A 21,769-nucleotide genomic window follows, 5' to 3' on the forward strand; every position below is an offset into this window, starting at 1 on the left:
CCGACTGCCCACGAGGAAGGCAAAGCACCATGGCGCGCGACGTCCCGTCCCAGACGGAGACCAGAAGGCTCCGGCACCCCCACCGCAACGAGGCGGAGCCTGCGCATGCGTGACGATCGCAGCACGACGGAGAACCACCTCAGTGCACACGCTCACGTCGGGGTGAGCGTGCAGGCCAGAACGATCCGCACCATCCACGTCCACGAGACGCACCTGCCGCCCCCGCCGCCACGCCAACTCCGCCCTGTACCGCCACACTTCACCGACCGCCTCGATGACCTCCACACGCTGACCCGCCACCTCAACGCGACCTCCTCGCCCGCCGTCCGGATCGTGGTGATCTACGGAGCCGGAGGAGTTGGCAAGACGGCCCTGGCCACCCGGCTGCTGCATGAGGTAGCGGACCAGTTCCCCGGCGGACACCTCCACGCCGATCTCCGTGGCTACACCCCGCAGGGACCTGCCCGCATCGCCGATGTGCTCGGCCGGCTCCTCCGCTCCTTCCGGCATGGTCCCTTGCCTGCGGACACGGACGAGCTGGCCGACTGGTGGCGCTCGACCACCGCTGAACGAGGCGAGCATGAAGGGCCCGTCGCAGTACTCTTGGACAACGCCGTCCACGAGCAACAGGTCCGTGCCCTGCTGCCCGGCGGCGCCGGACACCTGGTCGTCGTCACCAGCCGCCACCCCTTGCCCGATCTCGTTCACGAAGACGCCGCCTTCCACCCGCTGGGTCCCCTGCCGGAGGCAGCCAGCAGGGAACTGCTCGTCCGCTACATCGGAGCGGACCGAGTGGGGCGGGAACATCACTCGGTCCAGCACCTGACCGCCCTGGCCAGGGGCCTCCCTCTGGCCTTGACCGTGGCCGCTGCACAGCTGGCCGCCAGCCCGGCCCGGTCGATTGCCGACGTGGTCACCGCAGTATCCGGCAGTCGGCGCCAGGCCCTGACTCAGCACCACCGAGACGACTATGACAGCGGGAGAATCGCCGTGACCTCAGCCCTGGAACCGGCCTACTTCGGCCTCGGTCCCGAAACCGCCCGCGTATACCGGTGCATGGGCTCGCTCTTCGGCACCGACTTCGATACCCACCTCACCGCAGCCGCCTGTGCCCTCACACTCAGCCAGGCCGCCGAAGCGCTGACGAATCTGGTCTCCGCGCGCTTTCTAGAACACCGCGGACGGGGTGGTGTTCGCGGTGACGTCTACGGCTTCCACGACGACATCCTCGCCCACGCCCTCTACCGGGCCCAGCTGGAAAACACCGAAGCCGAGGACACGGAGACACGACGCCGGGCGATCGACTGGCTGCTCACCACGGCCACGGCCGCCGAACGCCGTCTCGCGCCCACCCACCGCGTACTGGCCCGCGACATCCTCTTCGAGCCCGCGATCCCCGCCCCCTTCAACGACGATCCATCGGCTCTGATCTGGTTGGACGCCGAGCACGCCAACCTCATGGCCGCAGTCCGCACCGCGTACGACGCCGAGCTGTACGGGCCGGCCTGGCAACTGGTGCACGCCATGTGGCCGTGGTGGCACCGGTACCACCACTACGACGCGTGGTTCGAAGCACACAAGATCGCCTACGACGCGGCCGAGCAAACACACGACACCACCGCCCAGCGGGAAATCCTGGGCGCCTTGGGTGTCGGCCTGCGCAGCGCAGGCCGACACCACGACGCCATCACCGCCTTCCACCAGGTACTCGACATGGCCCAACGCGCCGCAGACCTGCGCGCGGAATCCCAAGCCCTCCACGAGCTGGGCTCCACACACCAAGCAGACGGCCACCCGACCAAGGCCCAACCGTTCCTCCACCGGGCCCGCGACCTGCGCACGACCATCCGCTACCCACGCGGAGTCGCCCTGACCGACATCTGTCTCGGCCAAGTCGCCTACGACACCGGCGACCCCACCGAAGCCCTCGCCTACTTCACCGCGGCCCGGAACACCCTCCTCAACGAGAACGACCCCTTCGACGCCGCACGTGCCCTGGCCTGGAAAGGCCGCTGTCACGCACGCCTCGGCGACTTCCCCGCAGCCAACCGCATGCTCCGCCGAGCCCACCGGGAGTTCCACAGCGCTGAGTCCCCCCGCTGGATCGCCCGCACCCTGGAGATGCGCGGCCAAATCGCCGAAGAGCAAGGCCATCTGCAAGAAGCGCGGCGCCTGTACACCCAGGCCATGCAGCAGTACGAGCAGATCAACCCTCGGGACGTGAAGCGGTTGCGTGGCCGACTGCAACAGGTACAAGCGGTCAGCGGATAGCGAGTGGGTCCAGTGTGTCCGGAATGCGCGCTCCGCGCATGATTTGATGGCTGCTTTCTCGTCCGGGTCCTCGCCAGTACGGTGACGGGGGGCCTGCGAGGACGACCGGAAAGGAAGTTCTGCGTGACCGAGACCCCTGACGTTCTACGCGAGCGGATGGTGAAGGGCCTGCGGGAACGAGGGGCACTCACCTCTTCTGAGGTGGAGGCCGCTTTCCGCAAGGTGCCACGACATCTCTTCGTCCCCGAAGTGTCACCGGAAGAGGTCTACGGGGCTCCCGAAGCTGTGTTCACCAAGCACAACGAGCGGGGGAAGCCGGTCAGTTCGGTCTCGGCACCGTGGTTACATGCCCGGATGCTGGAAGCGGCCCAATTGAGTCCCGGCATGAACGTGCTGGAGATCGGCTCCGGAGGGTGCAACGCCGCGCTGCTGGCTGAGCTGGTCGGCGATCAGGGGACGGTGACCACTATCGACATCGATTCCGACATCACCGAACGGGCCCGCAGGCTGCTCGCCGAGGCTGGATACGGACAGGTGCGGGTCCGGGAAGCAGACGGCGCCCGGCCGCTCCAGGACGCTCCGGCTCAAGGGTTCGATCGCATCATCGTCACCGTCGGCGCCGCAGACCTCGCGTCAGCATGGCTGGACCAACTCGCCCCGGCGGGGCGGTTGGTGGTACCGCTGCGGTTCCGCGGTCTCTCCCGCACCATCGCCTTCGCCCGCGAGGAGGAGCGTCTGCGCAGCGACACGCTGATCGTCTCCGGCTTCGTCGCGATGCAGGGCGACAGCACGCACGCGCCCCACGTCGTTCGCCTGGCCGGGCAGGACGTGCGGCTGGTCGTCGACGAGGACCAGCCCGCCGACGCCGAAGCACTGGCCGAGGCATTCGCTGGCCCCCGGCATGAGCAGTGGACCGGGGTGGAGCTGAGCGGTTCGGAAGGACTACTGCCGCGGTTGGACGTGTGGCTCGCGGGCGCAGTCGCCCCATACGGCAGGCTGCGGGCCACGCCGGCCGCGGCCGAGCGCGGCTTGGTCGGCTGGGTGCTGGGCAGCGGCGCACCCGCCGCGTGGAGCAACGACTCGTTGGCTTACGTCACGCTGCGCCGAGCCCCGCGGGCCGCGCAGGAGCGTTACGAGCTGGGCGTGATCGCCCATGGCCCGGGCCGCGAGCGATTGGCCGCCCGCCTGGCCGATGCTGTCGGCCGTTTCGATCGTGAGGCCAGGGACGCGGGTGAGCCCGTCGTGCGTGCCTACCGTCGTGGTGAGGACGAGCCCAAGCTCGGGACGGTGACCGTTGACAAGCCCAGCGTGCGTTTGGTGATCACCTGAAGCTCCGGATGGCCCCTGCTGGGGCGGTCCGGGTCCACGCCTCCTGGCGCTGAAGCCCGGGAGGCCCGAGTGGAGGGAGTAGAGATGGCACCACCGACACAGCAGGTACCGATGGAGGAACTGCCCGACGAACTGGTCGACGCCTTCGACCTGGACCCTGCTGAGGAGGAGATCGGAAGGCTGGGGGTCTGGCTCGGCGGCGACGAGGACGGCGACGAGGGCGACACCACGGGGGACGGCTGCGGGGAGTCACCGCCGCAGGGTCCGACGACCGGCTGCTGATACATGCGCTCGGGGCCGGGCGCGGCACGCGCCCGGCCCACTCCCGATCGGCCTCTTCGACGGATGGTGTGATGCGCCGGTTCTTCGACCCCCACCATGTGGCGATGGCCCGAATCCCGCTGCGCCCGTACTCCGTCGATCCCGCTGATGGCGACCGCGACGGCCTGCTGGACGAGGGCGTGTTCCTGGCCAGCCGGAGCGCTGCGCAGGCCGTCGTCGAGGGGACGGAGCGCGGACGGGCGACGCGTTGCGCCTACGATCTGCGCTCGCGTGCGCGTACCACCCCGCATGGGGTGTTCGCCGGGGTCGCCCCCGCGACGCTCACCGCCCCGGCGCCCACCATGCGGCTGGGGGATGGCCACCGGACCGTCACGACCCTCAGCCCGGGCTGGCTGACGGCGATGGCCGACCGGCTGTTGCGTGACGAGCGGGATCTGCTGACTGCGCTCACCCTGACCGCCGCGTCTTCAGCCACTGCCCGAGGGGACCGGCTGGAGGTCGAGCGGCCTGCCTCCGCAGGGGCGCAGTTCTCCAGCGTGCGCGCAACAGGGGTCTCGCGCTGGCTGCTGGAAGCCAGCCGCGCCGGTGCGTCGGCCGCTGACCTGCTCGCGGAACTTCTCCGTCGCCATCCCGGCGCCACCCCCGATCAGGCCAGGCGAGCCGTGCTCGACATGATCGGCACCGGGTTGCTGCGGACCGACCTGTTCCCCGCCGACCTGCGCGCTGACCCGCTGAAGCACCTCCTGAACAAGCTTCCGACCACGGTGTCAGCACGGGCTCACCTGGCCCGCCTGGATGAGCTGCTGGACGAGTGCGATGCGCACCCGCCCGGCAGCCCGCGCCGACGAAAGCTGCTGGAGGAGGCCCGTGACCTGGCCGACGCGCTGCACCACACGAGTCGGCCGCTGGCCGTCGATACCCTCGCCGACGCCGAGATCGCTTTGCCGCCCGCAGTGGGCGAGCAAGCGGCGGAAGCTGCCTCCCTGTTGTGGCGAATCGGCCACCGGGCCGGTCCGCTGAACGGCTATCACCGGCGCTTTTGCGCCGCGTATGGCCGCCACCGGCTCGTGCCGCTGCTGGAGGTCCTCGACCCCGTCACCGGCCTGGGCCCACCCGGCCCCGACGACGCGATCGGCACCGACGAGGCCCGCGACGCACGCCACACCGCCGCGCTGGCCAGCCTGCTTGCCGATGCCCTGTCCGACGGCAAGGACGAAATCAACCTCATCGACCAGCACGTCGACCAGCTCACCAACCCCTCACCCCTGCCGCCGCCACGCACCGCCGAGATCCACATCCAACTGCTGCGCGACGAGAACGGACTGCGGATCGCGGTCTGTCCTGGCACGGGCTCCCAGACCGCCGGAGCCGCACCCGGCCGCTGGATACGGTGGCTCCCCGGCCTCGCGTACCGCGAAGAGCCCGATACCGGCAACGGCCCCATGATCGCGGAAATCGTCTGCCGACCCCGAACATCTGCGGGCGCGCTGGCGGCCGAGACCGGCACAGCGCCCTGGCGTATCCCGCTCGACGTCCCCGCTCGCCCCGGCGATCTCCTCCCCCACGACCTCGCTGTGACAACCACGGGAACCCATCTACAGCTGTGGTCCATCCGCCACGACAGGCCGGTGATACCCATGCTCTACAACCGGCTCGCTCCCCGGCTCCTGCCCCCGGCCGCCTATTTCCTCCACCTCTTAGGCCACACCGGAACCCGACCCTGGCACCCCTGGAACTGGGGCCCGCTGTCCTACTGGCCCTACACCCCCCGCGTGCGCTACCGCGACATCCTCATCGCCCCCGCCCGCTGGCGCCTGCCCAACTCTCTCACCACGACCGCGAATCACCGCGCCACCTTCGAAACCCACCTGGCGGCCTGGCGCACTACCGTCCGTCCCGCGCCCCCGCCCGTGCTGGTCGCCGAGGAAGCCGACCGCCGTCTTCCCCTCGACCTGCGCCAGGCCGACCACCGCGAGCTGCTGCGCCGCAGCATCCACCGCGGCACCCGCACCCTGGCCGAACCCCTCGCCACACCCGAGGAACTGGCCGTGATCGACGGCCCGAGCGGTGCCCGCCACTTGATCGACCTTGTCGTTCCCCTCACCCGGCGTAACAATCCCCAGCCCGCCCCCTCGGACCCGCGGCGGACGCTGCGCGCCGCGGGAACCGGCATCCACCTGCCGGGCAGCAGTTGGCTCTCCGCCGCCTTCCGCGCACCCGGCCACCTCCACAACACCGTCCTGGCCGAACTCGCCTCGCTGCTGACCGGCCTCCCCGACGGCGTCGACCGCTGGTTCTGGTTGCGCTACACCACACCAGCCCTCGGACCCCACCTGCGCCTGCGGTTCCACGCCGGTCCCCACGTTCTCGCCACCCGCATCCAGCCCGAACTGGCCCGCCTCGCCGACCGGATGCATCACCGCGGCCTCCTCGGACCCGGCGCTCTGCGCCTGGAGCCGTACGAGGAGGAGATCGAGCGCTACGGCGGGCCGCAGGCCATCACCGCCGTCGAAAACCTCTTCTTCTCCGACAGCCGCCTTGCCCTAGCCGTCCTCCCCCTCACCGAGGACCAACGTCTCCTCATCGCCGCCGTCGGCGCAGCTGAAGTCGCCCGCACTCTGGCTCCCGACCAACCCCACTCCGCTCTGAATCCAGGCCACCTCACCCGCGACCAGCGCCGCCACCGCGACGTCCTACGCCCCCGCCTCGCCAACATAGGCCCCGACGCACTCATCCCCGCTGATCTGACTGCCGCGTGGGCAGATCGCCGCGCTGCGCTGACCGTCTACCGCGACGCCGTTCCCCAGCAGTTCGCCGTCCGATGCGCCAGCGACGTCATCCACATGCACGCCAACCGCATGCTCACCCTCGGCCCAGGAACCGAGCAGGTAATGCGGACGCTGGCCACCGACCTCCTGCACCGCCCATGAACACCACTGCCCACGCCCAAGCCGCCGCACGCGCCCTGGACATCGCCTGCGACCTGCGCAACCCCGCCGATGTCGCGGCTTCCGTATCGGACCGAGCCGCCCACACCCTGTGTTACGGACTCGCCGGCACCGCGCTCTTGCACGCCTGCCTCGCCGAGACCGAACCCGGCGCGGCCAAAACGGCCGCGGCCCACTGGGATGCCGCCGCCCGATCGCTGGGCAAGGCGCCTCCAGAAGGCATCCACACCGGGCCCGGATCCCTGGCCGCTTCCCTGATCATCGGCACCGGCTACCTGCCGTCCCACGACCCGCACCAGGCCCTACTGTCCCGGGCCACTGCGTGGCTCTCCGCCCGGGCCGCCGCACTCGCCCGCCATCACTACCAACGCGCCGCTCGCGCGGAAGCCACCCCGTGGGCGGTCTACGACGCAATTAAGGGGCTCACCGGCATCGGACGCGTCCTTCTCGCCGCCCACAACCGCGGCCACCGCGCCGACGCCGAACCCGGACTCCACGCCGCGCTGACAGCCCTCACGCACATGATCCTCACGCCTATCGGAACCCGGCCGGGCTGGTGGCTCCCCGCAGCCCTTCATCCACCCACCGTCCGCATCCCGCCCTCCGGCGCCGCTACCACCGGCCTCGCTCACGGCATTGCCGGCCCCCTCGCGCTCCTGGCCACAGCCCACCGAGCGGGACACACCGTTCCCGGCCAACGCGACGCGATCCACACCGCAGCTCACTGGCTCCTGACCTGGGAAAACCCACAGCACAGGTGGCCACCCCACGTCAGCGGAAACGCCTTGGATAACAGTCCACAAGGAACCACCTCTCCCATCGCAGGACGTATTGCATGTAGCTGGGGCCCGTTACGGATGCGCCAGGCTTCAAAATCGCTGCTTGACCTGCGACAGAACGAACTTGCAAGTCTTGCAACAACTGCCCGTAGCCAGGTGGCGCTCCTTTCTGGCAGGGGAGGACCCATACGAAACCTGACCCCACCAGCGACGAGCTCTGTAGCTGTTCCCCGCTGTGTGCTGGCATGCATTGAGATCCGCTTGATGGCGCGGTTAGCGCTATCGGCGCTCATCCCCCTGGTGATGTGGTCCAACGGTCGATGCCGACGCAAGCTAGGGCGGAGGGGCGGTCAGCGCTGACCGCCGGGGCGAGGGAGGGTGCCGTCAGGATGGCTTCGCCCGGTGATGGACCGTTTGCTGTTGGGCGCGACGCCGTTGCTGCTCGGCGGCAAGGCGCCGGACCTTACGGCGTACGCGCTCTCCGGTGGTGGCTGGGTCGGGAGCCCCAGCGAGCCAGGCGGCTTCGGCCCAGGTGACGACCCGGGGGTGGGCCCAGGAGAGGGCGACCGCCTTTTCGAGCGGGTGCAGTGCTTGCAGCAGGGCGGCGAGTCGGGCGTCGTCGGGCTCTGTGTTGGCCAAAGTCTGCTGGTCGGGCCGACTGGCCAGCAAGTCGAAGAGGCAGAGTCCATCGCCCAGCGGGGTGTCGAGCAGTAGCAGGCGCGAGCCGTGAGTACGGCGCCGCCACAATGGCAGTAACTGGCGATGCACCCTTTCGGCCTCCACCTTGAGTCGGTCCAAGGCCGCTGGCCCGAGGGGAGCGCCATCGAAGAAGGGAGCCGCCCAGTCACTCAGAAGCGCGGTCGAAACGGCTTCGCGCCACCGTGCGCCACGTCGGCCGAGCACTGTTGTGGCGAAGGAGTCCACCATGTCGTCCTTATCAGACACGGAGCGTTGGTCGGACAACAGTGCCCGGCGGAGGCCGAGTGCCGTCAGCGTATGAGGCACGTCCGCATCTGCATGAATGACACGACTTCCCAATAGCGCCGCGACGTTCGGGTAACCCGAGTTGGAGCCAGCGACGTCGTACGAAACGATTTGAAGATAAGGCCCAGGCGCCTGGGACCAGTGTTGCAATGCCCGTGTGGAGTGTGGGCCTCCGCTACGCGCCGCGACGGTACCGTCGGCGTGGACGTCGATGATGGCTGAGCCCCTGACATCGTCAGTGACCCTTAGGGTTGCACGTACTCCCGGGATCCGCGGAGGGGTCGCCCTATCTGCAGCGTTCAATAGTTGAGCCGTGGCCATGCTCAACTCGTCTACCCATGAGGGCACGTCGGCCTTGAGGCTTGGGGTGCAGTGGGAGGTCATGGGCTACAGGCTCCTCGGCGGTTGGTGACCTTTTCTCCTTACGGTCGTGGCCTGGCCGATATCCGGCAAAGTTTCCGCAGTTTGGGTGTGTGTTGTCCATCACACCAGTGAGGTCATTGGGTTGACGCAGGTCTGTCTAGCCCGCGAAGCGGTTTCTGGACTCTGGATAGCCTCATCGGCCTGGCTCGGGGACGCCGTCCAGACGGCCTCACCGTCACGTTCACCGATGGTCCTACTGTCCGTGTCAGAGTGGGGCCTGCTGTTGCGGTCAAACAGGCGGGGATTCGTGGCTGACATATGAGGCGACCTGCTCGGACGCCGCTCTGCACCTGTACGGCGACCGCTGCTGCGGTTTCGAGCCCACAGGCTCATCACGCCGTGTCGTCTCCGTGGAGTGATCTTCGCGTGCCGTCTCACCGTTCTGCATGTCGGGTGACTGCCCCGCCGCGATCTTGGTGAAGACTTGTTCCGCGCGTTCCAGATCCAGCCGCATTGCACCATACGGTCCCACTGCAAATCCGGTGCGATACCCATGCAGGTGCAGTTCCTTAACGGCCTGTACGCCAGAGTCGGGTTCGGCTACGTCGTCCGGCGGAACCAACGCGTGCAGCTCCTCCTCCCACTCCCAGCCGAGGTCGCGGAGTACGGTTCGAGCCTCTTCCTGTTCCCAGCCGCTTCGCGCGACCAAGCGGCGGCGTGACTCCATGGCGAAGACGACGTCCGGGTTCGTCATCATCACGCTGTCTCCTCAACCATGTCGGGTGACTTCGGCTTGCCCGAGCCGTTGGCGGGCTCTGCGGGCCAGGCGGCGAGCTGGAAGCGTGCGGGACGGTCGTCGTGCCGCCCGACTCGGCATTCGTCGCCAGCCTTGCCGAGGGCCTTGTTCATCCGGGTGAGGAAGCGGTCGTATTGCTCGTGCCAGATCACCGCCGAGCCGGCGTCCTGGATCGCGTCGGTCCTCGCGAAGGCCAGGGCGGCGATCTCGTATACGAGGTGGTCGTGCTCTCTCCAGCAGGGCGGGATCACGTCCTGCGGCTGCCAGGCGTACGTCTGGTTGAGCCACCGGCAGACCGCGTCCAGCCAGATGGGCATTGGGGCGATCAGTTCTGGGGGTAGGGCGCCAACATCCCACGGCGTGGGCCCGTCGACCACCGACTCCTCAGCGCTCCGGGCCGCGATGTAGTCCGCGATGAGCGCGGGCGGCTCGGGGAAGGGAGCGAGTCGGGCGACCGGATTCGTGGTCATGCGGCAGTCGCCTCCTGGCGGTCGCTCCACGCGGCGGCGTGCGCCTCGGCCTGGCGCCGCTTGGCAGCGTCCTGCCGTGAACGCTCTGCTTCGTTGGCTGCTCGAAGGTCGCGGACGTGGTCCTCGATGTCGGGCCAGTAGTCCCAGGCCCATATTCCGTCGAGGTGGGTGATGACGGGAGGGAGGTTGTCCGCGAGCACCAGGGCGTGGCCTTCGGGGAGGGCCTTGATCTCGTCGCTACGGAGAACCGGCTCCAGGGCCATGTGTGTGGCGGTCGAGCGTCCGTCTCGGTCTCCGCCGGTCGTGGTCTTCGTCGTGCGCACGCGCTCGACCTGGCCGCAGAGGTCGGACATGTCCTTGAGGAACGCGGGGTCCTTCGCACCGCCGAACGCGATGATGTGGTTGGTGAACGACGCCAGCTCGTTCGCGGTGTCCTCACCGAAGCGAGCGCGGGCGGAGGCCCAGCCCTGGAGGCCGTAGAGCACCGTGATGCCGCGGCCCCGGCCGTCGGCGACGCGTTGGCGCAACGAGGGGATGGGCGCGACGTTGGCTACCTCGTCCAGGGCAGCCAGGAGAGGGGGGTCGAGCCGCCCTGCTGGAGAGGCGATGGCGTGGGCTTCGGCGATGTCCAGGAGGTCTTCGGTCACCGCGGTGGTCAAGGGTGCGACGGAGCTGACCTCCGAGTCTTTGCCCAATAGGTAGAGGGTGCCTCCCGCGTCGAGGAATTCGCGGAAGTCTGTCGGGTCCTCGCCGTCTCCTTGGAGGGCCTGGAGAACGGACTGGTGCATGAGCGGTTCGAGAGCCGCGTCGAGGGTTGCGGCCGTGTTGCCGACGGTACGGCTGTCACCGGTGGCGGCCGTCCGGAGCATGTCCGCCCAGCCGGGGCCGGCGCCGGGGTGGGCATTGAGGATGCCGAGCGGCACGGGGTCGGTCAGCTTCCTGGCCCATTTCAGCACCCAGTCGAGGGCGGCGCCATCCAGGGCGGCGGCGTGGAGGAACGCCGCGAGGACCTTGGACGCTTGCCCTTTGTAGAAGGCGCTGCCTTCGCTGGACTGGGCCGCCGATCCGGGGATGCGGGACCCGGCGACGAATGCCTTGGCTCGCATCATCGCGATCTCCGTTTCCGAGGCGCCCGTGATCGGCGTCCATCGGAACCTGGGGAGGGCGGGGGCGATGTTCTGCGGGTCGAAGACCATGACCGGTCGGCCATCACGCCGCCGTGCGTCGAGGGTGAGTTCCACGAGGTCGGGCTTGGTCGAGGTGGCGAGGACCGGACCGGTCCAGTGGCGGATGGTCGGGGCGAAGAACCGCATGGTCTTACCGCTGCCCATGGGGCCGATGACCCGGCATGCCTTGTCGGCGCGGGACCACAGCTGTACGCCCTTGGGGCGGCGTGAGGTCCCCAGCGGATAGCCGAAGTCGTGAGGATCGAGGTCGTGCATGACGTGCTCCGGAGAGGGACGAAGGAGGCGCTGTCAGGAACCGGCGGAGCGGTTCTTCGTGAGGCTCAGCGCTGATGTGCGGGCGCGGGGGTCTTCTCCGCCGGTGAGAGAGGGGCGGATCTCGGTGGCCTTCAGGACCGTCTTGGCCGACAGGTGGCGCTTGAGGTGGGCCTTGGTGGCGAGCCCGGCGTTGCGCTGGGCCCGGTTCATCCGGACCCAGAGCGCCAGCAGGCCCAGCGCGCCCACGGCGGTGACGGTGTAGAGGATCAGTGAGATGCCGCTCGGCGTGAACTCCTCCACTACGCGGTCCTCCGTGCGACCCGTGCTGCGAGGTAGCGCATGCGCCGGCCGCAGAGCCGGGAGAGGGGTGCGTAGGGTCCGGCGCAGCGCGGAGGAGCTGTGTGGAAGGCGCTGTGGAGGTCTTCCGCGGCTCGCCAGATATGGGTGACGGCCGTGCGGACGCGGCCACCGGCGGCGGAGTAGGCGCCGCGGTCCAGCGTCGTGGCGAGCGCGTTCGTGCGTTGGGCGAGTTCGAGGGCATCGGCGTGCAGCTGGTCGATGTCCTGCCGCGCTGCGTGCCCGTCGGCCGGGAGTGTGGTCTCGTCGGTGTTGATGGTCATGGAGGAGGTGTGCTCCGCATCTGCGTGGACGGCGTCGGTGGTGGGGGCGTGGTCATTCGGTGTCGGGCGAGGTGCTGGTGAGGTCCGTCATGGAGCCGGAGGAGAAGCACAGGTGCTGCTCTGCTTCGACCAGGAGGTGCTGGACGCCGGGGTAGATGACCTCTCCGACCTTCCAGAGCGCGATGCCCCTGCGCAGGCGCATGATGTGCTCGGCTGTCCAGGTCGGAAGGCCGAGCCGGGACACCGTCGCTTCGGCCTCGGACTTCTTCTGCGCGTAGATGACGATCGTGTCCGCCATCTTCAGGGCTGCCTGCGTCTCCGGGCTGTCGTCGATGTCCGAGAGGTGGTGGACGATGAAGATGCAGCTCAGTCCGTAGCCGCGAGCGAATTTGAGGAACTTCTCCAACAACGAAGCGAGTTGGGGAGTGCCGAGGATGTGCCACGCCTCTTCGCAGACGAGGATGCGTTTGCGCTGGGTGTAGCGGCGGCAGCCCGACTCCGGGTTCGGCCCGAGTTCCCACGCTCCGGAGTCCGCGTCCACCACAACGCGCTCGTGCTGGCCCGGTCCGGTGCCGCATTCGCACTGCGGGCGCAGCCAGACCTCTTCGAGGAAGACGGAGATCACTGCGACGAGGATCGTCATGGCGACACCGCCGCTGGGCACCTTCGTGAGGTCGAAGACGATCATGTCGGCGTCAAGGTCCACGCCGAGGCTCGTCGGCCCGTCCAGCATGCCGGTGAGGTCACCGGTGGCGCCGTCCTGCTCTCTGCCGCAGAGCCGGTCCAGGACGTACGACACCTCCAGGCCGTCTGCGAGGAGTTCGTCCCGTGTCCGCTGCTTGGCCGCCGCATCGGCCTCCTCCGGTGACCGGAGCGCGGCAGCGACGTCGGCAAGGACGGGCGTGCGCCCGGCAGCGCCTGCGCGCTGGTGAGCCCGGCGGATGGCCAGGCGCAGGGCCGAACCGGCGAACTCGTCCAGCGGCGCGCCGAGCCCGAGTTCCACGATCGTCCGGACCAGTTCGAGCTGCCGTTTGCCCGCGATCGCGGGGTCCATCGGGTTGATGCAGGAAGCGCCGCGCCCGCCGCCGGGTGCGAACTTGACCGGAGCCTTCCCGGTCAGCGAGCGGCCCAGCGCGGCCCACTCGCCTTCCTCCCGCTCCTTCTGCTCCTTGGTGTCCAGCACAACCACCTGACGTCCGAGCCGGATCTGCCGGGCGGCGTAGGTCTTGGTGAGCGCCGACTTGCCCCGGCCCGTATCGCCCATCACGATCATGTTCCCGCCCGGCAGGCCGTCACCGAACGCGGAGAACGGGCAATAGATGAACGCCTTCCCCGAGTACAGTTCCCGGCCGATGATCGCGCCCGCGGTGCCCAGCGTCGGCGGCGCGATGGGCAGGTACAGGGCCTGGCTGGTGGTCGTCTCCGTGTAGAGCGGACGGCGCACCGTCTCGTACATCGGGGACAGCGGGGCGAGGTCGAGCAGGTCGGTCACTTGATGCCTCCGGCGAAGGGCAGAGTGGTGGCGAAGGCGCGGGCGTGCTCCAAATCCAGCCACTCCACCCGCAGGTGGGAGTTGCGGGCGCGAGAGGCTGTGGTGCGCTTCGTGCGTTCCAGCTCTTCGGCGCTGCGCGAGGAGATGGTGATGTAGCCGACGACCGCGGAACCGGCCGCACCTGAGGAGGCCAGGGCCATGCCCCGGGAGCCGGTGGCGCTGGCCGCGATCTGGTCGCGCGGGTCGATGTTCTTCCCGCGCATCCGGTCGCGGTGCATCTCCGCCTGGTTGTTGGTGTCCTCGGCGAGCATGCGTTCCACTGCCTTGTCGTTCGGCTCCAGCTGCTGGGTGATCGAGATGGTTCGGACCACGTCGGGCATCCCGATCAGCAGGGGAGAGAGGAAGTCGGGTCCGACCGGTGTGGTGGGCCAGCCGACGACGGCCGCCGTGGCGTGGAACCAACGGTCCGTGGACCCTGCTGCTCGGGTGGCCAGGTGCGTGCCCTGGCGGACGTCGATGTTGCGGGGGAAGGCATGCGGCCGTGGGAGGTCCGTGTCCCAGATGGGGTGGTCCGGGTCGTAGCTGTTGCGGATGAACGCGGTCATCCGTCCCTCGTCCAGCGGTGCGATCACCGAGAGATCGGCATCTTCCGCGCGGGACCACAGCTCTTCCAGGTATGCGGCCATCGCCGCCGCGATCCCCTCGTCACCGGTGCCGCGGGCGGCGCCGTCGGCCGCCAGGTCGCGGGTGAACTTCGCGTGGATGGTGATGTAGTACCGGTGCTCTTCCGCCGAGGTCGAGACCGCGGTGGACAGCACGTCGTACGAGTCCTTCAGCCACTGCGGAGCGGCGGCCGTCGCCGCGGACTCGTCGCGCCGGGCGACGAACCGCTGATGGGCGTACGGATCGGACTTCATCTGCCGAGCGAGCACCTGAACCCGCTTAACCGGGTGCTCCTCGACGTTGCCGAAGGCGTCGAGCAGTTCGCCCCAGCGCTCCAGAGCGACGACCTGCTCTCCGACCTCCTTGCCGCCCAGGCCGGGGGAGGCGATCTCCAGGGTGGCCGTGACGCAACGGGCCTCCGGCTGGAGGACAGCGACCGCTTGCCGGCCGCGGACCGTGACCGGCACCCAGGACATCCCCGCGATGCCCTCCGGTTCCGCCAGCGCGGCGTCCGGCGGCGTGCCGTCGCGGCCCACGCCGGCCTCGATCGCGGGGGACACCCACACGCCGCCCGTACGGCGCAGCGCACGGCGGTAGTAGCGGTTGATCCTCCACCACCGGTACAGCGTCCGCCGCTGGGACGTGCCCTTCGGCCGGTACGGGGCGTAGACGACGACGAGCGCGAGCAGGATGGGCATCACGAGGCTGATCGCGGCGATGGCCGTCGCGCCGTTGAAGAGGTAGCCGAGCATGAGGCCGGTGGCAGCGCCCCCGCCCAGGACGACCTGTTCGCCGAGGTTGCGGCGGCCCACCAGACCCGTCGGGCGGTGCTTTCCGAACTGATAGGTACGAGGCATTTCACTGGTCCTTGCTGGGGTTCGGCCCACCAGGGGTCTGGCCACCGGACGGCCGTGAAGGCGGTGTGGGCGTCACCGAGGGCCCGGAGCCCGAAGCGGTTCCTGAGGCGGACGAAGGGGGAGAAGGAGCCCCGGGTTGAGAGGAAGCCGATGCGGCGGGGCGACCGGAGGCGGCGTGACTCCCTGCGGAGGACCAGTCCGGAGTCGAGCCGACGACCGGTGCGCCGGACGGTCCGGGACGGGCGTCGTCGCGTTGCCGTCCCTGGCTCTGCTCGGAACCGCCGTTGGCACCCTGCACGCCGGGAGAACTCGCGGCCTTGGCCTTCGCCATGTCGACGCCGGCCTTGGCCGCAGCGGCCACACCGCCGACCGGCCCGGCAGCGGCCGTGCCGCCGCGTCCGGTGATTGTGGCCGCTTGCTTCTTGGCTGCGGTGGCCGTCGAACCGCCGCCGACCAAGGAGTCCTGGACGTGGGTGGCCATGGCCCGGTTCGCGTGCTGGCCGGGACCGTCGATCGCGGCGGCCGGGCCCGAGGACTGGGCGTTCTTCCGGCCGTGGTGGAGCTGCGCCATCTCGTCGCCGAAGGCGGGGACCCACTTGTAGAGCGTGCTGGAGGCGAACACCGCCAGCAGCAGGATCAGCGCGCCCACCAGCGTCTTGGAGACCGCATCCGCCATGTTGCCCGAGGAGTCGCTGAGGATCGCGCCGCCCAGGCCGAGCAGGGCGAAGAGCACCGGTTTGCTCAGGCCGATCGCGACGATCGCCCCGGCCCACTTCTTGCTCTTGCCCCATAGGTCCCGGTCGACGAGCCCAGCGTTCACGATGGGGCCGAGCGCGACGGCGACGTAGATCGCCGCACTGCGGATCAGCAGCTCGACCCACATCAGCAGGGCGCCGCAGAGCATGATCAGGTTGACGACCAGAAGCTGACCAACGCCCTGCTTCGGCTTCGCCACCATGACCTTGAGGATGTTCTCCAAAAAGGGTCTGAAGTTTGAGGTCGCGTACGGCTCGAAAACGGCAGTGACCTCGTCAATCGCCTTCATCAGCAGAGCGATGGCACCTGGCGTCATCGCGTTGACCACGAACTGGAGGAGCAGGAAGCCGACGGCCTCGGAGACGGCGGTGGTAACGCTGACGCCGCGGACCGCTCGTTTGGCCACGGCGATTAGCCACAGCGCCACGGTGAGCAGGCTGGAGGCGGCGAAGATGATCGCGTACTGCTTCAGGAAGCCGCTGCTCGTGAGGTCGATCTTTGTGGTGTTCTGGATCAGCTCCAGCATCTTGCGCAAGAACCAGATGTTCGCCTCGGTGAGCTTCTGGAGCAGGAAGCCGAGCGGGTCTGTGGCGAAGTCGATGGCGGCCTTCGCCTTGCACACCAGCGGGATGTAGCAGAGGGGATTGGCGACCGCGGACGGGACGAAGGCGAACCCGATGATCACGTTGACCATGGCCACCGTCTGCAGACGGCGCCCCCATCGGCTCGGTGTGCGGTGCTCGATGGTGAGGAGGCCAGGGGCGTCGTCACGCAAGCGGAGGCGCATTGCTGGCACCTCCCACGACAGCGAAGTCGTCGGCCGGTGAGGCTTCCATGGTGGTGGGGGGTGAGGGAACGAGGGGGGCGGAGGGCGTGACGGCCGTCGTCTTCCACGTGCCGCCGCTCCAGGTGAGGTCGACGGTCATCCGCAGGTACGCGATCTGCGGACGCTCGGTCTCGTCTCTGCCCGCGACGCCGCCCACCGACGCGGTCCACAGCTCGACGCTCGCGGCATCGTTCGAGTAGGAGACGGACCGGGTGGCGAGCACCGCCGTCCGCGTGACCAGCTCGCTGCCGTCCGCCGTCTTGCCGTCGGCACCGACCCCGCGGTTCTCCATGACCAGGCTCGCCGTCGAGTCCGTATCCGACGTGACCGCGTCCAGCACGCTTGGAGCGGCGGTAGCGGCCAGCATCCTGTGCCGCCAACCTTCATCGGTGAAGAACCGCGGGTCGCCGTAGAGCGCCGTGGCACTGACGGCTGCGGCGTGCGCGCCGTGCTCGCTTCGGGCGTAGTTGCTCGGGAAGCCGTTCGCCCCGGTGGTGCCGCTCAGTACCGGGTCGGCAGCGGCGGATGGGATGTAGCCGGAGAAGTCGCTCGTGACGTTGGACGCCTGCTGCGCGTCGGTCGGGGCGACGAGCCCGCTGGTGCTGGACGTGCTCTTCAGCTTCCAGTCGCCGGACTCCCAGGTGAGGGTGACTGTTACCGATCGGAACGCGGACTTCGGGGTCGCATGTCCGGCGGCGCTGCCGCGCACCGTCGTGGTCCACAGCCGGACCATCGCCCCATGCGAGTTCGAGTTGAGGACGTGAGCGGAGAGCACGCCGGTACGGGTGATGGCCTGCTTCGGGTGGAGCCTGGCGTTATCCCCGCGCAGTGCGGTGGCGGCACGGCGAGCGTCCTGGTCGGCCTTCTCCGCCACGGTCCTGTCCGCGCCGTCGGCCGCCATCACCGACACCGCTCGGTGGCGCACGTCCGTGTCCGTGAGGAACGCGGCACTGCCGCTGACGGTGGTGTAGTTGGCTGCCGCTCCCTTGGCGCCGGCCTGCGTGTGCGGGTAGCCCACGGGTACGCCGTGCACCACGCGCCCACGCTCCCCGCTCGCCTGCGGGGCCGAGCGGGCGGGTGATGGCGCAGTGGGTGCGGGAGCGGGCGGGCTGCCCGTGGCAAGGCTGACGAGCACCCCGGCTGCGGTGACAGCAGCTGCTCCACCGGCGGCGATACCCCAGAGCCTCGCGGACGGACTGGTTGCTCCGGCCTCCTTTGCGGAGGAACCGTTCTTCCTTCGGAATCCGGAAGCCATGGGTCACACACCCATGCCGTACGTGATGGCGAAGATCGTGCCGAAAGACGCCACGAGGAAGACGCACACCAGGCCGCCGACCATCATGCCCTTGCCCCGCGAACTGTCCATCATGGAATGGCCCTCTCCAAACCACCCCTTCGACTTCCCGATGCCAGCGAGGAACGCGCCGGCGCCGATGACGAGCACGACGGCCGCCATAACACTCAGGATCACGGTGGCGGTCGTCCCCAGCTTCCCGAAGGGACCCCAGTCCGGCTTCACTCCAGACACGACGTCGGCCCCTGAAGCGAAAGCCCAATGCAGACCGGGATCGGCGGCAAATGGGAGATTGTGCATAGTCATTCCCTTGGTGCTTGAGAAAAGGAATCCGATTTTGGTGGCTGTAGGTTCCGGCTTGACTTGTCGGTCGGTGGGAACGTGACCCGGTGTTTTGTGGTGCTGTCCAGGCATCTTGTCGAGGATTCGTGCGACAGATCTGTCGTTTTCCTCAGGCCGTGGTGTATTGCTTCGAGCCGCTTGGGCCGGGAGGGCGGACAGTTCCCGGTCTGAGTTGGGGGCGATCGGAAATCGCTTGTGGTGATCTGATGAGGCGTCGTACGGTCGCCTCCGATGAACGAGACGCCCGAGGTTTTGCCGTTGCCGGACCGGAAACCAGTCGACGCCGCGGTGGCGAGCAAGTTGATCGCCACGCAGTTCCCGCAGTGGTCCGATCTTGAGGTCCGGCCGGTCGATGCACAGGGTTGGGACAACTGCACCTTTCGCCTCGGTGACGAGATGCTGGTGCGGCTACCGACTGCCGAGGAGTACGCGCTGGCGGTGGAGAAGGAGCACCGATGGCTGCCGGTGCTCGCACCCGCGTTGCCGTTGGAGGTCCCGGTTCCGCTGGCCCGAGGCGTGCCCGATGAGAGCTTTCCGCACAACTGGTCGGTCTATCGGTGGATCGGTGGCGAGCCTGCGGCCCGTGCCGTCGTCGAGGACATGACGGCGTTCGCCATCCACCTTGCGAAGTTCCTCGTGTCCCTGCAGCGGATCGACCCGACAGGCGGACCGGGCCCGGGACTGCACAATTGGTTCCGAGGCGGACCACTGACAACCTACGACGGGTGGGCCCGGGCAGCCCTGGAGACGTTGGACGGCCTGATCCGGACCGAGACCGCCGAGGAGATCTGGGAACGGGCGTTGCGAGCCTCGTGGGACGGTAAGCCAGTCTGGTTCCACGGTGACATGGCCTCGGGGAACCTTCTGGTGAAGGACGGTGCGCTCGCGGCCGTCATCGACTTCGGCACCTGCGGAGTCGGAGACCCGGCCTGCGATCTGTCGATCGCCTGGACGATGCTGACCGGCAAGAGCCGGGCCGCGTTCCGCGATCGGCTAGGGGTAGACAAAGCGACCTGGGAGCGTGGACAAGGCTGGGCGCTCTGGAAAGCCCTGGTCGTCTGCGCCGGAGCGGTTCGCGATGGCGACGGCCTGCCGACGGATGCATCGTTCGTTCTTGAGGCGATCCTCGCCGCCCAGTAGCGGCTGGACCGAACGACAAGTTGATGACAAGGCACTTGGACAACGACATCTCCATTCGGAACCTACAAGGGCGATTAGCCGACGTGCCGCATCGCGATGATCTGCGGCTTCCAGTAGCTGAGCTGCGAGATCCGCACCCGGGCCCCGGTGTACGGGGCTTCGATGACCTGGCTGTTGCCGATGTACATTCCGACGTGTTCGGGGCCCGCGCTTCCGGAATTGCTGAACAGCAGGTCACCAGGGCGGAGTTGAGAAATGCTTTTCACTGCGGCCCCTGCGTGGACTTGGTCGTACGTGACACGAGGGAGGTTCACGCCAGCCGCGGACCAGGCCATTTTCGTCAGCGAGGAGCAGTCGCAACCGTTCATGCCCTTATACGGCTTGACGCAGTTGCCGCCCCACCGGTACCGGGTCCCCAAAGCCGTCTTCGCGGCGGCGATCGCGCGAGCGGCGCCCTTACCGGCCGAAGTGTCGGGCTGGACCGCAGCTGCCCACTTCGACGCCAGCTGACGGATGTTCCGTACGTAGTCGCGAGTCTCGGGGTACGGCGGGATACCGCCGTACTGAGTCACGGCGCCATCGCCGGCGTTGTACGCGGCGAGCATGTTCTCGGTCGAGTCGCCGGGCACCTTCTTGACGTCTTCGGCCAGCGTGCAGTCGTACTTCGCCTGCGCCGCGATGGCGTCGGCCGGGTTACGGATGTCCTTGACCCCGTCCCTGTCCCCGTCGACCCCGTGTTGCGACCAGGTCCCGGGTGTGAACTGCGCGATGCCGCGTGCACCGGCGCGGGACTTCGCGTCGGGATCGAACTTGGACTCCGTGTAGAGCTGGGCCGCCAGGAGCGAGGCCGTGACCTGCGAGCACTCGTGTGCGTGCTTGTTGATCAGTTCACGGACCCAGCCCGGTACGGGAGCGTCCGTGGTGATGCCGCCGCCCGGACCGGTCTCCTTCGCAGAGGCGCTGTCAGCTCCGCCGAAGGTGGTCAGCAGGGCGGTGCCCGAGACGACCATGGCTGCCAGGAGACCCAGACCGGCTTGTGTGCCCTTGTTCATCGCGGTCCCGTCACACCCACGGCAGGGCGGCGACGCGCCAGCCCTGGGAGGCGTGCTCCAGGCGCAGAACGAGGTGTTCGTCGCTGTGCCGGGCCTGCCCGAACTTCGGAGTCGTCGTGATGGTGTACGTGACCCGGACAAGGCCGGAGGACTTGCGGAAGCCAGGCGCGCCGTCAGGGACGACGACAGAGGTGACCTTCACCGTCTGCCGTGCCTTCTCGGCTCGCAGGGCCGCCCACGGACCGTCCTGACTCGGCCGCTTCTGGCTCAGGATGCCCACCAGCTCCCCGGAAGCGAGCTTGGCCGCCCGGGTGCCGGCGTCGGCATACGACTCGTCGTGGCCGTCGCGAGCATCGTGCTCGGCGTAGGCCGTCGTGAACGCACCGGCCGTGCGTTCAACCTCCAGCGGTACAGAGGAACTTGGTGGAGAAGAGGGTCGACCTGCTTTCGGGGTGGGTGTTTCGGTGCTGCCTGCGGAGACGGAGTGCGACTGCGCAACCGCTTCCTTCGAGGTGTCATCCGTCGAGCTGGAGCATCCAACCGACAGCGCGGCGAGCGTCCCGACGACTCCGATAGCAGCAGGTATAGGTGTGAATCGGATGGATCGAGGCATGGAGAAACCACAACCTTGGTGCAGCGTGCGAGGAGAGAGGGTGTTGCGGTCCTTCTCAGAGACCGCAACACCCTTCGCAGGAGAAGAGGAGGGGAATCTTCTCCTGCGGATCGTTACCGGCGCATGCCGGAGGGAGCGGGACCCGGTGCGTCCCCTTCTATGGTGTCGAGTGGATATTCGTGCGATCAATATTTCTGTCCGCTTCCTCTGCACATGGCGGCGTGGGTAAGCGGGTTTGTACGGCGGGAAGCCGCTGCTCATATCAAGGTGATCAGTCCCTCTCGGAAAGACAAGACACGGAGACGCGGAGTCTCCGACGCTCGCCAAGCGCCTTGCGGCGTTGGCTCGTGCCTGAATTCTTGCAGGGGGTCTGCGGACAACTCGAATCAGCGAAAAAGTCGGAACCTAATTCCAGGAATTAGGTTCCGACTTCTGCGGTGGAGGGGACTT

The 21,769-nt window shown here is 68.5% G+C and carries 19 protein-coding genes; 6 read left to right on the forward strand and 13 right to left on the reverse strand.

From position 1 onward, the window contains the following. The first annotated feature begins 105 nt into the window (after window positions 1-105). The 5 genes from ACH4TL_RS22120 (at window position 106) to ACH4TL_RS22140 (ending at window position 7,969) form a co-directional block, all read left to right on the forward strand. Window positions 106-2,271, forward strand: coding sequence for a tetratricopeptide repeat protein (locus ACH4TL_RS22120; protein WP_398316175.1), 2,166 nt, complete (start codon window positions 106-108; stop codon window positions 2,269-2,271). Between the two features lie 123 nt (window positions 2,272-2,394). After that, entirely contained in the window at window positions 2,395-3,600 is a 1,206-nt protein-coding gene (fxlM, locus tag ACH4TL_RS22125; RefSeq protein WP_398425304.1) for a methyltransferase, FxLD system, read from the forward strand. A gap of 84 nt (window positions 3,601-3,684) precedes the next feature. Continuing rightward, the gene (locus ACH4TL_RS22130; protein WP_398316170.1) at window positions 3,685-3,882 is read left to right on the forward strand and encodes a hypothetical protein; all 198 of its coding nucleotides are present in this window, start codon (window positions 3,685-3,687) and stop codon (window positions 3,880-3,882) included. Between the two features lie 104 nt (window positions 3,883-3,986). Next, window positions 3,987-6,812, forward strand: coding sequence for a lantibiotic dehydratase (locus tag ACH4TL_RS22135; RefSeq protein ID WP_398316168.1), 2,826 nt, complete (start codon window positions 3,987-3,989; stop codon window positions 6,810-6,812). Further along, window positions 6,809-7,969 (forward strand): lanthionine synthetase LanC family protein, encoded by a 1,161-nt coding sequence (locus tag ACH4TL_RS22140; RefSeq protein ID WP_398425306.1) that lies wholly within the window; start codon window positions 6,809-6,811, stop codon window positions 7,967-7,969. The genes ACH4TL_RS22135 and ACH4TL_RS22140 overlap by 4 nt, the downstream gene beginning before the upstream one ends. A 24-nt stretch (window positions 7,970-7,993) precedes the next feature. Here ACH4TL_RS22140 and ACH4TL_RS22145 read toward each other — a convergent pair whose 3' ends face one another. The 11 genes from ACH4TL_RS22145 to ACH4TL_RS22195 all read right to left on the reverse strand — a co-directional run bounded on the left by ACH4TL_RS22145 (window position 7,994) and on the right by ACH4TL_RS22195 (window position 18,586). Next, window positions 7,994-8,554: a hypothetical protein gene (locus tag ACH4TL_RS22145; RefSeq protein ID WP_398316165.1), complete on the reverse strand. Its 561-nt coding sequence runs from the start codon at window positions 8,552-8,554 to the stop codon at window positions 7,994-7,996. A gap of 691 nt (window positions 8,555-9,245) precedes the next feature. After that, window positions 9,246-9,713, reverse strand: coding sequence for a hypothetical protein (locus tag ACH4TL_RS22150; protein WP_398316753.1), 468 nt, complete (start codon window positions 9,711-9,713; stop codon window positions 9,246-9,248). Next, window positions 9,713-10,222 (reverse strand): hypothetical protein, encoded by a 510-nt coding sequence (locus ACH4TL_RS22155; protein ID WP_398316163.1) that lies wholly within the window; start codon window positions 10,220-10,222, stop codon window positions 9,713-9,715. Before ACH4TL_RS22155 ends, ACH4TL_RS22150 begins: the two co-directional genes overlap by 1 nt. Then, the gene (locus ACH4TL_RS22160; protein WP_398316161.1) at window positions 10,219-11,664 is read right to left on the reverse strand and encodes a type IV secretory system conjugative DNA transfer family protein; all 1,446 of its coding nucleotides are present in this window, start codon (window positions 11,662-11,664) and stop codon (window positions 10,219-10,221) included. The genes ACH4TL_RS22155 and ACH4TL_RS22160 overlap by 4 nt, the downstream gene beginning before the upstream one ends. 33 nt (window positions 11,665-11,697) lie before the next feature. Next, complete coding sequence (locus ACH4TL_RS22165) at window positions 11,698-11,964, reverse strand: hypothetical protein (protein ID WP_398316159.1); 267 nt, start codon at window positions 11,962-11,964, stop codon at window positions 11,698-11,700. Then, complete coding sequence (locus ACH4TL_RS22170; RefSeq protein ID WP_398316157.1) at window positions 11,964-12,284, reverse strand: DUF6238 family protein; 321 nt, start codon at window positions 12,282-12,284, stop codon at window positions 11,964-11,966. The genes ACH4TL_RS22165 and ACH4TL_RS22170 overlap by 1 nt, the downstream gene beginning before the upstream one ends. A gap of 52 nt (window positions 12,285-12,336) precedes the next feature. Then, window positions 12,337-13,776, reverse strand: coding sequence for an ATP/GTP-binding protein (locus ACH4TL_RS22175; protein WP_398316155.1), 1,440 nt, complete (start codon window positions 13,774-13,776; stop codon window positions 12,337-12,339). Beyond that, window positions 13,773-15,296, reverse strand: a complete 1,524-nt coding sequence (locus tag ACH4TL_RS22180; protein WP_398316153.1) for an SCO6880 family protein — start codon at window positions 15,294-15,296, stop codon at window positions 13,773-13,775. The genes ACH4TL_RS22175 and ACH4TL_RS22180 overlap by 4 nt, the downstream gene beginning before the upstream one ends. Window position 15,297: 1 nt before the next feature. Continuing rightward, complete coding sequence (locus ACH4TL_RS22185) at window positions 15,298-16,839, reverse strand: hypothetical protein (protein ID WP_398316151.1); 1,542 nt, start codon at window positions 16,837-16,839, stop codon at window positions 15,298-15,300. Beyond that, window positions 16,820-17,914 (reverse strand): hypothetical protein, encoded by a 1,095-nt coding sequence (locus ACH4TL_RS22190; RefSeq protein ID WP_398316149.1) that lies wholly within the window; start codon window positions 17,912-17,914, stop codon window positions 16,820-16,822. The genes ACH4TL_RS22185 and ACH4TL_RS22190 overlap by 20 nt, the downstream gene beginning before the upstream one ends. Window positions 17,915-18,136: 222 nt before the next feature. Then, complete coding sequence (locus tag ACH4TL_RS22195) at window positions 18,137-18,586, reverse strand: hypothetical protein (RefSeq protein ID WP_398425308.1); 450 nt, start codon at window positions 18,584-18,586, stop codon at window positions 18,137-18,139. Window positions 18,587-18,745: 159 nt separating this feature from the next. Here ACH4TL_RS22195 and ACH4TL_RS22200 point away from each other — a divergent pair, with 159 nt between their 5' ends. Next, complete coding sequence (locus tag ACH4TL_RS22200; RefSeq protein ID WP_398316145.1) at window positions 18,746-19,654, forward strand: aminoglycoside phosphotransferase family protein; 909 nt, start codon at window positions 18,746-18,748, stop codon at window positions 19,652-19,654. A gap of 74 nt (window positions 19,655-19,728) precedes the next feature. Here ACH4TL_RS22200 and ACH4TL_RS22205 read toward each other — a convergent pair whose 3' ends face one another. Beyond that, entirely contained in the window at window positions 19,729-20,706 is a 978-nt protein-coding gene (locus tag ACH4TL_RS22205) for an NlpC/P60 family protein (RefSeq protein WP_398316143.1), read from the reverse strand. 10 nt (window positions 20,707-20,716) lie between these two features. Continuing rightward, entirely contained in the window at window positions 20,717-20,986 is a 270-nt protein-coding gene (locus ACH4TL_RS22210; protein WP_398316141.1) for a hypothetical protein, read from the reverse strand. Window positions 20,987-21,769: the final 783 nt, after the last annotated feature.

Origin of the sequence: Streptomyces sp. NPDC021115 (genome assembly GCF_044333065.1) — a bacterium.
GTDB lineage: Bacteria > Actinomycetota > Actinomycetes > Streptomycetales > Streptomycetaceae > Streptomyces.

Coding starts and splice junctions, on each gene's coding strand:
- ACH4TL_RS22120 (WP_398316175.1), top strand. CDS start 106: ATGCGTGACGATCGCAGCACGACGGAGAACCACCTCAGTGCACACGCT.
- ACH4TL_RS22130 (WP_398316170.1), top strand. CDS start 3,685: ATGGCACCACCGACACAGCAGGTACCGATGGAGGAACTGCCCGACGAA.
- ACH4TL_RS22135 (WP_398316168.1), top strand. CDS start 3,987: ATGGCCCGAATCCCGCTGCGCCCGTACTCCGTCGATCCCGCTGATGGC.
- ACH4TL_RS22140 (WP_398425306.1), top strand. CDS start 6,809: ATGAACACCACTGCCCACGCCCAAGCCGCCGCACGCGCCCTGGACATC.
- ACH4TL_RS22150 (WP_398316753.1), bottom strand. CDS start 9,713: ATGATGACGAACCCGGACGTCGTCTTCGCCATGGAGTCACGCCGCCGC.
- ACH4TL_RS22155 (WP_398316163.1), bottom strand. CDS start 10,222: ATGACCACGAATCCGGTCGCCCGACTCGCTCCCTTCCCCGAGCCGCCC.
- ACH4TL_RS22160 (WP_398316161.1), bottom strand. CDS start 11,664: ATGCACGACCTCGATCCTCACGACTTCGGCTATCCGCTGGGGACCTCA.
- ACH4TL_RS22170 (WP_398316157.1), bottom strand. CDS start 12,284: ATGACCATCAACACCGACGAGACCACACTCCCGGCCGACGGGCACGCA.
- ACH4TL_RS22180 (WP_398316153.1), bottom strand. CDS start 15,296: ATGCCTCGTACCTATCAGTTCGGAAAGCACCGCCCGACGGGTCTGGTG.
- ACH4TL_RS22185 (WP_398316151.1), bottom strand. CDS start 16,839: ATGCGCCTCCGCTTGCGTGACGACGCCCCTGGCCTCCTCACCATCGAG.
- ACH4TL_RS22195 (WP_398425308.1), bottom strand. CDS start 18,586: ATGCCTGGACAGCACCACAAAACACCGGGTCACGTTCCCACCGACCGA.
- ACH4TL_RS22200 (WP_398316145.1), top strand. CDS start 18,746: ATGAACGAGACGCCCGAGGTTTTGCCGTTGCCGGACCGGAAACCAGTC.
- ACH4TL_RS22205 (WP_398316143.1), bottom strand. CDS start 20,706: ATGAACAAGGGCACACAAGCCGGTCTGGGTCTCCTGGCAGCCATGGTC.